This is a genomic window from Clostridioides sp. ES-W-0016-02, assembly GCF_020641035.1.
Taxonomy (GTDB): Bacteria; Bacillota; Clostridia; order Peptostreptococcales; family Peptostreptococcaceae; genus Clostridioides.
In genome coordinates, this window is the sequence record NZ_CP061361.1 from 2,386,869 (window position 1) to 2,401,431 (window position 14,563).

Genomic DNA, 14,563 nt, shown 5'->3' on the forward strand with positions numbered 1-14,563 from the left:
ACTTAATAATCTTGTATTTTATTATTTTTTACTTTATTTAGAAAATACTATATGATATTAAAGTATTTAAAATTACAAAATCTTTTATCAAAATTATAAACTATAAAAATTTTCTACTTATAAATATAATGAAAAACTATACCTAATTTTTATAAAAACCTTTTTTATTTATCCATTCAAATGCATCTTTTATATCACAGTTTTCACCTAGAGATATTAAATATTCTAGTGAATCACAATCATCCATAGCTACATCTCTCTCCATTTTAGGATTTAACCTATAGTAATTATCTCCAAGAAGTTTTTGAGAAAATAGTTGACTCATTTGAGAGTTCCCTTCTAGTGTAACAGATATAATTGGTAAGTCTGGCTCCTTATTGATTATCCAGTCAATAGCTCCCCATTCAGTTGTATCTGTCTTTATACTATTATATACATATCCAGTCCCTATAGAAAAAAGTCTTGTATTTTTATAATTTAGCTTAAGTCCACTGTCAATTGAATAAACTATACATGCTAAACTTGGGTCAGTTGCTATTATACCACCATCAACATGACAATTATAGGTTGGAAAGAATACTGGTGCAGCACTACTTGCCATTGCTACATCCACAACTTTACTAGTTTTATTAAGAGAATTTGGCATATTATTATAAAATACAGGCTTCCATGAATGTTCTTCATTACCTATATAAAAGCTTGGTACCATGACTAATTTACTTAAATCTTTCAATTCTAAGTCTTCTGGAAATATACTTAGTAAAATTTCCTTTAAATTTTTATTTTCATACTTTGGTCTGAGCATTTCTGCATAACTTTTGTTGAAAATATACTTTGAATTTTCAATTGAATAGAGAGTCTTTATCTCTTTTGGGCTTACACCATATGCAAGCCCTAATGCAATCAAACTGCCTGTAGATGTTCCTCCAAACATATTTATGTTATTTAACAAACTTGGATACTCCTCTACTATTCTCTCAAGTATGGATATACTTAATGCTCCCTTTAATCCACCACCATCGAATGTTAATATATTAAAATTCGAATTTTTCATATATACATACCCCCATATAAAATGCCTTATATATTTTAAATTTTAGTTAAAATAATTACACTATAATATATATATATTATGCAAATTCTATATTACAAAGTTCCTCTTTCTATAATTAAATTCAGTATCCTGCACTATTAAAACTATACTTTTTATTTGTTTGTACTATACACATATTTTAAGTATTATAAGTTTAAAAGTATGATTTATTATAAATATTTAAAAGTATGATTTATTATAAATAATTGATTAAAATAATATATACTTTAGTAATAGACCATAAAAATATAAATAAGGGTTGACCTTATACAAAGCCACCCCTTATTTATGTTAATTATAATTAATCTTAATAATACTTTGATTATAAAATTTATACCTTATCAGCTAAGCGTATTTTCTTTATCCTAATATTTTTTTCATATCTTCTTCTGGAGTAGATATAGGAGTTAAAGCAAATTTCTCAACCAATATATTCAATACATTTTCAGACAAGAACGCTGGTAAAGAAGGTCCTATATAGATATTTTTTATACCTAAGTAAAGCAATGTAAGAAGTACACAAACAGCTTTTTGTTCATACCATGATAGAACTATGCTAAGAGGTAATTCATTTACATCACATTCAAAAGCATTTGCCAATGAAATAGCCACTTGAATTGCACTGTAAGTATCATTACATTGTCCCATATCCATTAAACGTGGTAAACCACCTATTTCTCCAAGATTTAAATCATTAAATCTATATTTTCCACATGCAAGAGTCAATATAACAGTGTCTTCAGGAGCTTGTTTTACAAATTCAGTATAATAATTTCTTCCAGGTTTTGCACCATCACAACCACCAACTAATAAAAAGTGTCTTATGTCACCATTTTTTACAGCTTCTACTACTGTATCTTGTACAGATGAAACTGTTCCTCTTGCAAAACCAGTAGTTAGCATATCACCTCCATTTATTCCAGTCATATGCATATCTTCTTTATATCCTCCAAGTTCAAGTGCTTTTTCTATTACACTAGAAAAATCTTTATCTTCTCCAATATGAACCATACCAGGATAAGCAACCACTTCTGTAGTAAATACTCTATCTCTATAACTATCCTTAACAGGCATTAAACAGTTTGTCGTAAATAGTATTGGAGCAGGTATATTGTCAAATTCTTTTTGTTGATTTTGCCATGCTGTACCAAAATTTCCTTTTAAGTGCTTATATTCTTTTAATTTTGGATATGCATGTGCTGGTAATAATTCTCCATGAGTGTATATGTTTATTCCCTTATCTTTTGTTTGCTCTAGCAATTTGTGTAAATCATAAAGGTCATGCCCTGTAACTACAATAAATGGACCTTTTTCAATTTTCATAGGTACTTGAGTTGGCTCTGGTGTTCCATAAGTTTCGGTATTTGCTCTATCAAGTAATTCCATACATTTTAAGTTTATTTCCCCAGTTTTCATTACAAATCCTAAAAGTTCATCACTAGATAAGTCTTCTCCAACTGCTATTAACCCTTCGTAGAAAAAGTCATTCACTTCTTTATCTGTATATCCAAGTACCATTGCATGATAAGCATAAGCAGCCATCCCTCTTAATCCAAATAAAATTAATGATTTTAATGAACGTATATCTTCATTATCATTCCATAAATTCTTCATATCATAGTTATCATTTCTACTACAAGTTGTTGAGCAATCTGAACATCTAGGTACAAGTTCACTTTTTGCTAGTTCAGTTTTTTCAATTTGTCTTTTTATAGCTTCATCATCAAAACTTACATTTGTTACAGTAGTAAACAATCCTTCTATCATAACTTTATCTGTTTCTCTTGTTGGTCTATTTTTATTTCCAACAGTTGCTCTTGAAAGTCCAATTAATACTCCTGTAAGTTCATCTTGTAAATTAGCTGTTCCCCCTTTTTTACCACAAGCTCCATTTATAGTACATCCTTTACCACCAACTGTCTGTTCACATTGAAAACAAAACATATTCTCCATCTTTTATTCCTCCCATTTAATTTTATTTATTAAAATTTATTAAATTGTTTACGATTTACTTAATTAGATTTCTCCATCTACTATTTTCCCATCTACAGATATAGTAATTACTTGCCATGGTATCATCTTTCCACTATTTTGTAGGGCTATTTTAACTGCATTTACGATACCACCACAACAAGGTACCTCCATACGTGTTACCACTATATTTTTAATATCATTTAATCTTAAAATTTCTGTAAGTTTTTCAGCATAATCAACTTCATCAAGTTTAGGGCAACCAATTAATGTAACCTTATTTTTCATAAATTTATTATGGAAATTTCCATATGCATATGCTGTACAGTCTGCTGCTATTAAAAGACTTGCATTCTTTAAATATGATGCATTAGCAGGTACTAGTTTTATTTGCACTGGCCACTGATTAAGCTGAGACTCTTGTGCCTCCATTACTATATTGTTATTTGTAGATATAGTATCTAAATCTTGTCTTTTTATAGACTTAGACTGAGAACCTGGACATCCACATGCTAAATTTTCTTTTTGTGCTCTCTTTGCTTCCATATTTGCTTTTACTGCTTCTTCATCATATTCTGCAGCCTCTCTATTTTCAAATGAAATTGCATTCGTTGGACAAGTTGGTAAACAATCTCCTAAACCATCGCAATAATCGTCTCTTAAAAGTTTTGCTTTTCCATTTACCATACCTATAGCTTCTTCATGACAAGCTTCAACACATAATCCACAACCATTACATTTTTCTTCATTAATTTTAATTATTTTTCTAATCATTTATATCACCTCATAAAATTTTTTTGTTTAAAATACTACTTTACTAGATATTTATTTTTAAGACATAGGTCTTTTTTATTTTAGATTTTTGTATCAGGATTTTTATATCTCCTTGCTTTTATAAATTTAGTATAGTACAATGAAAAGAAATTATCGGTTGCATATGCAACAAGGAAGTGATTATTTGAAAAAATTTTTAGAAAAACATATAAATCTATTAAGAAGGATTTCTCTGTTTGAAGGGATTAAAGATGATGAACTTGAAGCAATGTTAGAATGTTTGGGTGTTACTGATAAGACTTATCCAAAAGATGACATAATATTTTCTGTAGGAAATGAAGTGACTTCTATTGGAATTATGCTTAAGGGAAGTGCACACATAATAAAAGAAGATATTGAAGGTAATAGAAATATTGTGGCTGAACTTTTACCTGGTGATTTATTTGGAGAGGTGTTTGCTTGCACTAGACTACATAAAAGTACTGTAACAGTAGTGACAACATCTTCATGTGAAGTTCTATTTATAAAGTTTAAAAGTGTGACTGGTATTTGCTCGTCTACATGTGAATTTCACAATAGACTTGTTGAAAATATGTTACAATTAATAGCTGAAAAAAATATTTTACTTCATAACAAAATAGAGTTGCTTTCTTGTAAAACAACTCGTGAAAAATTGCTCATGTACTTTTCAAATCAAATAGAGAGAACGGGTAACTATAAGTTTACAATCCCTTTTTCAAGAAATGAAATGGCTGACTTTTTATGTGTTGATAGAAGTTCTATGTCAAGAGAACTTGGAAAAATGAGAGCTGAAGGTCTATTATCTTTTAACAAAAATAAGTTTGAAATCTTTTGTTTCCAAAATAAGTTTGATATTTAAACTTATATGATTCAATACACATAATTTTAATTAATTCAAATTATAGGCATTACATCTAAATCTAGAATTTATATTTTTACTCAAAAAATTAATAGATATCTTAATTATATAAATTAAGATATCTATTAATTTTGTATGTTAATTAGCTTACTTTTATGAAAGTATCTCATATGTATTAAGACATACTTCAATTATATGTTTTTAATTAAATACTTCTTCTTTCCTAATAACATTTAAAAATTTTGCCGTTCTTTCATTTTTTGGATTATTAAATATTTCATTAGGAGTTCCTTCTTCAGCTATCACACCCTTATCCATAAATATAATTTTATCAGCAACTTCTTTTGCGAAATTTATTTCGTGAGTCACAATAAGCATTGTTATTCCATCTTTTGCAAGCGATTTTATAACACTTAAAACTTCTCCAACAAGTTCTGGGTCAAGTGCAGATGTTGGTTCATCAAATAATATTACATTTGGATTTACTGCCATCGCTCTAGCTATACCTATTCTTTGTTGCTGACCTCCAGATAACTTTGATGGATAAAAATCTTTTCTATCTAACATCCCAACTTTTTCTATTAATTTTAGAGAAATTTCTCTAGCTTCTTGTTTACTCTTTTTATGTACTACTATCAATGCTTCCATTACATTTTCTAATGCTGTTTTATTTTTAAATAGGTTATAATTTTGGAATACCATAGATGTATGTTTTCTTAAATTTGCTATATCCTTTTTTGTTGCTTTTTCTACATCTACTTTTACATCTCCAATCATTATTTTTCCTTTTGTAGGCTCAACTAAATAATTTAAACATCTAAGTAACGTAGATTTACCTGTTCCAGATGGACCAAGTATAGCTACTACTTCACTTTGATTTATTTCTAAATTTATACCTTTAAGAACTTCTGTACCTTTAAAACTTTTATGTAAATTCTCTACTTTTATCATCAGTATCCACCTTTTTTAATAAATATAATAGACTAATCATATATTTGATACTAAAATTAATATGTTAATTTGAAATCTAAAAATAACTTAGTCATTTTATTTTTAAATAGAATATATTCTTATAATTATAATCTAACATTGACAAAGATAATCTACTGCAAGTTGTGCAAATAATGAAGATGCTGTGCTTAAACATTTTTCATCTATATTAAACTTGTTATTATGAAGTCTGTAATTTATATTTTTTTATTTATTTCCTACCCCTATATACATAAATAAACCAGGTCTTTCATTCATATAAATAGCAAAATCTTCACCTGTCATTGCTGGAAAATCAATCATTTCAATATTTTCATCTCCAAGTATTTTTAAAGCACTTTTTCTTCTAAGATGATAACACTAATATCGTTCCTATAGTTAATGAAAATATCAGTGAGCTTATTGTTAAAATCACAGTTACATTGAATGATTTCATTATTATTTGAAATAATTCCAAAAAATATTTCATGTTAAAAATCATAAAATAAGTCCCCCTCACTTAATGTTGTTTTTTGCAAACTTTTGTCACATGTTCAATTATAATAGAATTTTCTTTATTTTTCCAATAGAAAAAAACTATTTCCTTATTCACTTATATAGCCCTTTTTAATATCAAATTTATTTAATATAATTGGGCTGTTTAACTCGTTTTTATAAAATTAAAACATATGAAAAAGTTGTGATATAGATATTTACATATCATTACTGCTATTGCAAATCAACCTCCGTGGAAGACTGTATATTAATCAATAAAAAATTAGATACGAAAAAATTTAGTAAAGAATTAAATATATCTCGTGTATCATTTACTTCAGAAGAATTATTATGGATGTAGTGATGGAACGAATACTGGATATATTAAAATAAAGACTGAGTATATATTAAATATTTTATTACCATATACTAAACATAAATATAGAGTTATCGAAACATCATGTCTAAATTTACTATAATTAACATAGTGTGCCTCCTAAATAATTAAATCATTATCTTCTTTTATCTTTATTGCCTTCTTAAATCCGTCTGAAATCACAAAACTCATAAGAGCAACCACAAAATATACAAGAGTTGGGACTGTAAAGTAAAATCCGAATCCTAAATCTAGGAACCTCATTCCTGTTCCAGTAGTACCGAAAGTTGAACTAAATTCTATAACAGAATTTAAAAGTAAAAGATAGCCAATAAGTCTAAATCTTTTTGCATTTTCATTTATGAATAAGCTATATTCAGAACTATTTAATATTTCTAACAATGACTTTACTATAATAAAATATGATACAACCAAAGAAAACCTTAACATACCAGATATAAAACTTTGTATAGTTGCTTCACCACTAAAACAAATATAACTAAAGCCTTTAATTCCTCCTACAGAAAGTACTAATGCTAAAAGAAAAAATAAAATTTGTAATATACCATTTAATAGATTTTTTATAAATTTATCAGACACTATATCAACTCCTTTAAAATATTTTATATATTATATACTACATCATACAATATCGTTTTTCAATAATTTTTTTATAATAAAAGATATATTTTTATTGTTAAAAATATAAAATATTTTAATTTCCTAAGTAAATATTTTAAGAGTAATTAAAATTAGCTGTTGTTAGTGTAAGGTTTCTGATAATTAACACTATGAATATCTATATCTAGATTCCAATTTAAAAATTATTAATATCTATATTAAAATTTATTAGATAAAAACCTAAATATAGTCACTAATTTTAAGTTATAATAAGTATATTAAAATCAATAAAAGGGAGTTTTAAATTTGAATGCTGAAAAAATAAATCAATATATTAGGTCAGTTAAACTAAACAGAAAAGGTATACATAGTATAAATGAATATCCATTTAATCTACCAATAGTAAAAAACTTATATCAACTTGAGTTTCATAAAAACGTAACTTTTATAATTGGTGAAAATGGAAGTGGAAAATCAACATTATTAGAAGCAATAGCTATTGAATATGGATTCAACCCTGAAGGTGGGACAAAAAACTTTGGCTTTAGTACTTATAATAGCCACTCTGAACTTCATAAATATATAACAATCACAAAAGGACCTAAAAAACCTAAGCAAAATTTTTTCTTGAGAGCTGAATCTTTTTATAATGTAGCTACTGCAATAGATAAAGCTTCTAGGTTTTTGTCAGGAGTAAAAACTATAAACTATTATGGAGGAGTATCATTGCATGAACAATCTCATGGTGAATCATTCTTCTCATTATTTATTCATAAATTTTCTAAAGAAGGAATATATATATTAGATGAACCAGAGGCAGCACTTTCACCTGCTAGACAGATGGCTTTTATAACAAGATTACACGAATTAGTAACCCAAAATTGCCAATTCATCATAGCAACACACTCACCCATATTAATTTGTTATCCTAATTCAATCATCTATGAAATAAATGAGAATGGCATTAATAAAGTTAAATGCGAAGATAGTGAAAATTATCAACTTACTCAAGATTTTTTAAATCATAAAGAAAAATTCTTAAACATGTTAATTGATTAGTAATCCATAAGACAAACTTTTTAAAATAAAAATTTAAACTTCTAACTATCTCAATTTTTTATTTTATAAGTATATACATAAAAAGACTACATTAAATTAGTTATAATACAAATTTAATGTAGTCTTTTACAAAGTTCATTTTACATCTTAGTATAAATTATAATTTATAATTAATCTACTTCCATATTAAACTTTAATGCTCCTGTAGGACATACCATTACACAAGGTGCATCCATACCACACTCATTTCGTTCAACACAACCATTACACTTGTTTGCTTTACCATCATTTCCATAAATCAAAGCTCCATATTCACAAGTTTTTTCACAAAGTTTACATCCTATACAATCTTGATTATCTAATATGACAAATTTATTTTCTTTTTTAAAACAATCTTTAGGACATACATCTACACATTTTGCTTCATCACAATGAACACATGATAATGAAAAATATTCTACCTTTTCTTTTTCTTCCACTGTAAATACATGTCTAAAAAATTCACCATTATCTATGTCATTATCATTTTGGTCTATACAAGCAAGCAAACAAGCCCCACATGCTGTACATAACTCTTTATTGAATTCAAATAAACTTTTCATTATATCCCCCCAATTATTTATTCACTTTTTCAATCTTACACTTACAACTTCTATATGCAGGGAATCCACTATAAGGGTCAAAATTATCACAGATGATACTATTTACATCAACTTCTCTATATCCATGATACATATGTATGTTTTTATATAAAACTCTATCAGTAACATTGACCTTGACATTCAAACTTCCTATTTTAGTAGTTATTTTTATATAATCTCCATTCTTAATACCTAAGTCTTTTGCATCTAAACTAGAAATATCACAACTAGCCTCATTTTTTAATATTCTCGAAAGCTTAACATCATGAAGTCTTGAGTGTAATGCATTTGGAATTCTTGCACCTGATGTTAATAGGTAATTATACTCATCTATATCATCATTAAATTCTTTGTATGTTGGTAATGCATCTAATCCAAAATCTTTATATTTCTCAATAATTGTAGATTTTAATTCAAACTTAGATGTACTAGTATCATAACCTTCCATTGTATACGAACCTACCTCATATGATTTAAAATCTTTACATTTCAATGGTAAATCACTTTCTTTAAGTTCATCTACATCTACACAAGTTCCTTTAAACATATGTCTTATACTTGCTTCATAACCTGCTTTTAAGAAATCATCTTCTATGTCCATAACATTTGCTAAGTCAGAAAGTATTTCTACATCTGATTTTGAATCATATAATGTATCAATTACTTTTTTCGTATATGTAATATATCCACCTGGATAACTCTTACATTCTTCTCTTTCAAAAGATGTGCATGCAGGTAAAAGTATATCTGCATATTTTGATGCATCTGTCATAAATAAATCTATATTGACAAAGAAATCTACAGTGTTTAGAGCGTTAAAAAGCCTACCTGAATTAGGAAACATTCTAGCATTTATACCATGACAAAACAATGCTTTTATTTCATAAGGTGTCTTTTCTTCTATTTGTCGAGTTAAATCCATAGCTTGAAATTGATTTACCATTTCATTCCAAAGAGTAAATCTTTCCCCACCAATTCTTTCATTTATATTTTTAGGTAGCACTTCTTTTACAAACTCTTTTTCTAATGTTTGAAATCCTCCTACCTTACCAGCAAAATAATCTTGTTTTGGTATGTTACCTCCAATTTTATCATAATTACCTGTTATAGCAGATAGAGACATCATTGCCCTATAATTTTGAAATCCATTTTGGTGATGAACTACTGGAGCAGCACTTTCATTTATACAAAATGGACCTTTCGATAACATCTCTACAGCTTTTACTATATCATCTTTAGAAACCCCTGTAATTTTGTTGACAGTATCTAAATCAAATAATTTTACATATTCCTTGTATTCATCAAACCCATGTACATGTTTTTCTATGTATTCTTTATCTATCAAATCTTTTTCTATAAATAAATTAGCCATTCCTAGAGCTAAAGCTCCATCAGTACCAGGCTTAACTCTCAAGTGCAAATCTGCTATTTTTTGAGTTGTTGGTGTTATCCTAGGGTCTACAATTATAAATTTTAAACCTTTTTCCTTTAGTTTACTTAAATTTACACTATTTAAAAATTTAGAGTAGTATGGATTAAACCCCCAACCTAAATAAGTATTTGCATTTTCCATATCCTGCATTGTAAAATTTCTCCCAGTTGCAACATTTCCAGCCATCTGTGCTGATGTTGAACAGGAGCTTGATTCTGTACCATAATTAGGAGAACCAAATGAAGATGCAAACCTTTGTAAAAACGGTCTATACCACTTTCCATACCCTGTAAAAAATGCTACATGTTTTGCTCCATATTCGTCTTTTATTTTATTTAATTTTCCCCCTATTTCACTATAAGCTTCTTCCCATGATATTGGCTTAAACTTTCCTTCACCTCTTTTTCCAATCCTCTTCAGTGGTGTTTTTATTCTATCTTCTCGATACATATATTCTCTATTACAAAGCCCCTTTGTACACAACAACCCTCTGTTCATTGGATGCTCTTTTGTTCCTTCTATTTTTATTACTTTGCCATCTTTGACATATGCATCAATTCCACAATGAATTCCTGGAGAACAAATATCACATAAAGTCTTCTTTATTTCTATTCCTGTTTCCTTACATGGTATCTTAGCCTTAATCAATTTATAACTATCCATATCAATATCTTCCTTTCCCAATGATAAATATAAAACACTATAATTATTATACATTCTTTTAATTTAAATATCATAAACTTAAAATATGTTTTTAATAATTAAATTTTATATACATTTATAAACTACTTAAATCATTATTTTTCACTCCTAGTTTACAGGAGATTACAATAAAAATCTAATAGCAAATTGTTATTTATATATATTTTGCAATAGATAAAAGCTATTTATATATGCTTTAATTTAAACACTGTATTTAGAGTGTAAATTGAATAGATTTAGATTATAATATATACAGTGAGGTAAGGTGAATAAAATGAAAATAGATATGATATATAAATTAATCAAAAGAAATACAGAACCATCAAGATGGTCAAGAGGTATAAAATACTATAGTAATCAATTAGTTGATTATATAGACATTGATATTGATGACTTACAAAATAACTTGCTAACATTTCGTGGTGGAGTCAATTCTGAGGATAATTATAGCTTTTATTTTAATTCAATAACAATAGATATAAAACACTTTAAAATAATTGAAAGTGACTGTAGTTGTGTTGATTGTCAATCAAATATTACAAATCGAGGCATCTTTATATGTAAACATCTAGTTGCTATTGTGATAAAAAGCCTAAAGCAAATAAAAAGTAAAAATGACATTCCTCCTGTTCTAATAGATATATTAGATGATGATAAAGATAAACTTTCTAAGACTGATTCTAAAGTCGGCTTGGACTTAAGTAAACAACTACTTTCTTTTTTAAATGATACTAAAAAAGAAAGAGTCAATTTAGATGTATTATTAAACATTGATTCAAACAAAGCAATTGCTGAGTTTAAAATTGGAATCGATAAAATGTATGTTTTAAAAAATATCACTGAATTTGCATATTCAAAACTTAATGGATATGAATTGGAGTTTGGAAAAAAATTTATTTATAATCCTAACATCCATTATTTTGCTGATGAAGATGAGAAGTTAATAGATATGATAGAAGAATATGGAACAAATCTTTCATATAATTTTTCTTCGTCATACTCAAAAAAGTTCATGGAAATAAATATGAGTTCTCTGAAACAATTTTTGAATGCTCTTAAGGACAAGGATTTTACTCTAATTTTTTCTAAGAAAGAATATCATCCAAAAGTATCAAGTGATATTTTACCAATAAAATTTAATTTTAAAAATATAGAAGATAAAATTGTCTTATCCTCCAAAGACTTACTACCTGTTCCACTTAGTAGAAAAGGTGATGTACTTTTATATGAGAATAATATCTACTTATTGTCTCATAAAAAGGCTCGAGATTATTCAAAAATCTATCAAGTATTATCAAAATCTAAGGAATTAAAATTTGATAAAGAAGACTCTAAAGATGTTTTAGGGCTATTAGTGCCTAAATTAAAGTCAATATCCAAAGAAGTTTATTTGGATGAAAACATAAAAAATAATATAGCAAATAATTTTGAAACAGAGTTTTACTTTGATATAATTGATGGCAATGTATGTTGCGACATAAAGTATATCTATGATGATGAAAGTGGTAAAAAATTTATACTTCCCAATATACAAAAGGAGGCTAAAATTGAAAATAAAATGCTTTCTTCACAATTTGTAAAAGAAAATAACAGATATACATTTAAAGGAACTGACTATGACCTATTTACATTTTTAGATTCACAGTTAGAATCTTTAAAGGAATTTGGAGATATCTATTATTCTGAAAAGTTTAAATTGAAGAAAATATATAATTCTTCATCAATTCAAGCTTCAATTAATCAAACTAATCAAAATTATCTAGAATTTAATTTTAATATATCTGATATAAATCCAAAAGAGTACAAAGATATTCTAAAAGCTCTCCAAGAAAAACGTACTTTTTATAAGCTAAAAGATGGAAGTTTTATAGACTTATCAGAAAAAGAAACTAAAGATTTTTTTGAACTGGTTGAAAATTTGGATGTAATTGATAAATCAAAAGATAATAAAATTCATAATAATAAAGCTCTATATATAAATGAAATGATAAAAGGTAAAGATTTAAAATTTATAACTGGTAAAAATGAATTAGAAAATACATGTGCTAAATTTAGAAATTTTAATGTTATAAATTCAGAAATTCCAAGTAATTTAAAAGCAAATCTACGTGACTACCAAATAAATGGTTTTAATTGGTTTAAAGTTTTAGATTTTTATAAATTTGGTGGTATATTAGCTGATGAAATGGGTCTTGGAAAAACAATACAAACTATTACATTTTTACTATCTGTATTCAATAAAAAAAGTATTATTGTTACGCCAACATCACTTATTTATAATTGGAAAAATGAATTTGAAAAATTTGCTCCAGATATAAAAGTTCTATTTATACATGGAAATAAAAAAGATAGAGAAAAGTGCTTTAGAGAAATAAACGATTTTAATGTAGTCCTTACAACATATGGTACTCTTAGAAATGACTTAGAAAAATATAATGAAATAATTTTTGATTATTGTGTAATAGATGAGGCTCAAAACATTAAAAATCCAGTGGCTTTAGTAACAGAAGCTGTAAAAAATATAAATGCCAAAAATAAATTTGCACTTACTGGTACACCTATGGAAAACAATTTAGTAGAGTTATGGTCTATATTTGATTTTATAATGCCTGGATATTTATATAGTAGAGGAAAATTTCAAGAGTTATTTATAAATAAAGAAGATAATGTTGAAAATTTAAAAAGACTTATAAAGCCTTTTATTCTTAGAAGAAGTAAAAAAGAAGTAATGAAAGAACTCCCAGACAAGATTGAGAAAAACTTTTTTGTTGAATTAAATAAGGAACAGAAAAAAATATATAGTGTGTATGCAAAAGATATACAAGATAAAATGAAAGATAAAAATCTTAAGAAAGATAAAATAGTTATTTTCTCTTATTTAACTAAACTAAGACAGCTTTGTTTAGACCCAAGTATAGTGGTAAAAGATTATAATAAAAAAAGTTCAAAAATAGAAACATGTCTAGAAATACTTAGAGATAGTATAAATGAAAATCACAAGATATTATTATTTTCACAATTTACATCTGTCCTTAAAAATATAGGCAAGGAACTTGATAAGTGTAAAATTGCATATCACTATATAGATGGTAAAACTAATGCTAAAGAAAGGCTTGAACTTGTAGATAAATTTAATAATAGTACTGACAAAAAAGTTTTTTTAATATCTTTAAAGGCAGGTGGTACAGGATTAAATCTTACAACTGCTGATATTGTAATTCACTTTGACCCATGGTGGAATCCATCAGCAGAAAATCAAGCTAGTGACAGAGCTCATAGATTCGGTCAAAAAAATGTAGTACAAGTTATAAAGTTAATTGCTAAAGGCACTATAGAAGAAAAGATAATAAAATTACAAGAAAATAAAAAAGAGCTTATAAATCAATTTATAAATGGAGAGCTTTCTAACGAAGGTGTATTAAGAAGTTTATCTGATAGTGAGATAATGGACTTGTTTAATTGAAGGTAAGATATATAGTAAGTAAAAATAAAATACTACTATGTTATTTGTAATTGATAAACAGGAGTTTCCTAAAATATAGGAGACTCC

11 protein-coding genes are annotated in these 14,563 nt (G+C 26.8%); 3 read left to right on the plus strand and 8 right to left on the minus strand.

Annotation, left to right across the window (positions count from 1 at the left end):
* Positions 1-142: 142 nt before the first annotated feature.
* The 3 genes from IC758_RS11525 to IC758_RS11535 form a co-directional block, all read right to left on the minus strand.
* Positions 143-1,054, minus strand: coding sequence for a patatin-like phospholipase family protein (locus tag IC758_RS11525; protein WP_227830613.1), 912 nt, complete (start codon positions 1,052-1,054; stop codon positions 143-145).
* A 399-nt stretch (positions 1,055-1,453) separates the two neighbouring features.
* A complete protein-coding gene (gene hcp, locus IC758_RS11530; protein ID WP_227860428.1) occupies positions 1,454-3,046 on the minus strand; it encodes a hydroxylamine reductase in 1,593 nt (530 codons plus the stop codon).
* 63 nt (positions 3,047-3,109) lie between these two features.
* On the minus strand, positions 3,110-3,838 hold the full coding sequence (locus IC758_RS11535) for a 4Fe-4S binding protein (RefSeq protein ID WP_227860429.1): 729 nt from the start codon (positions 3,836-3,838) through the stop codon (positions 3,110-3,112).
* A gap of 163 nt (positions 3,839-4,001) precedes the next feature.
* Here IC758_RS11535 and IC758_RS11540 point away from each other — a divergent pair, with 163 nt between their 5' ends.
* Positions 4,002-4,718, plus strand: a complete 717-nt coding sequence (locus IC758_RS11540; RefSeq protein ID WP_227860996.1) for a Crp/Fnr family transcriptional regulator — start codon at positions 4,002-4,004, stop codon at positions 4,716-4,718.
* Between the two features lie 201 nt (positions 4,719-4,919).
* On the opposite strand, the gene IC758_RS11545 is transcribed toward IC758_RS11540, so the two are convergent.
* The 3 genes from IC758_RS11545 to IC758_RS11550 form a co-directional block, all read right to left on the minus strand.
* Complete coding sequence (locus IC758_RS11545; protein ID WP_227860430.1) at positions 4,920-5,669, minus strand: amino acid ABC transporter ATP-binding protein; 750 nt, start codon at positions 5,667-5,669, stop codon at positions 4,920-4,922.
* Positions 5,670-6,054: 385 nt separating this feature from the next.
* A complete protein-coding gene (locus tag IC758_RS21030) occupies positions 6,055-6,189 on the minus strand; it encodes a hypothetical protein (protein ID WP_255615797.1) in 135 nt (44 codons plus the stop codon).
* Between the two features lie 489 nt (positions 6,190-6,678).
* The gene (locus tag IC758_RS11550; protein WP_227434827.1) at positions 6,679-7,158 is read right to left on the minus strand and encodes a DUF2975 domain-containing protein; all 480 of its coding nucleotides are present in this window, start codon (positions 7,156-7,158) and stop codon (positions 6,679-6,681) included.
* 327 nt (positions 7,159-7,485) lie between these two features.
* On the opposite strand from IC758_RS11550, the gene IC758_RS11555 reads away from it, so the two are divergent.
* A complete protein-coding gene (locus tag IC758_RS11555) occupies positions 7,486-8,238 on the plus strand; it encodes an AAA family ATPase (protein WP_227860431.1) in 753 nt (250 codons plus the stop codon).
* A gap of 170 nt (positions 8,239-8,408) precedes the next feature.
* On the opposite strand, the gene IC758_RS11560 is transcribed toward IC758_RS11555, so the two are convergent.
* Together IC758_RS11560 and IC758_RS11565 are read right to left on the minus strand one after the other, a co-directional pair.
* The gene (locus tag IC758_RS11560) at positions 8,409-8,840 is read right to left on the minus strand and encodes a 4Fe-4S dicluster domain-containing protein (protein ID WP_227860432.1); all 432 of its coding nucleotides are present in this window, start codon (positions 8,838-8,840) and stop codon (positions 8,409-8,411) included.
* 13 nt (positions 8,841-8,853) lie between these two features.
* Positions 8,854-11,028 carry a molybdopterin-dependent oxidoreductase gene (locus IC758_RS11565; protein ID WP_227860433.1) on the minus strand — a complete coding sequence of 725 codons (2,175 nt, stop codon included), beginning with the start codon at positions 11,026-11,028 and terminating at the stop codon, positions 8,854-8,856.
* Between the two features lie 259 nt (positions 11,029-11,287).
* On the opposite strand from IC758_RS11565, the gene IC758_RS11570 reads away from it, so the two are divergent.
* Positions 11,288-14,476, plus strand: a complete 3,189-nt coding sequence (locus tag IC758_RS11570; protein WP_227860434.1) for a DEAD/DEAH box helicase — start codon at positions 11,288-11,290, stop codon at positions 14,474-14,476.
* Positions 14,477-14,563 lie beyond the last annotated feature (87 nt).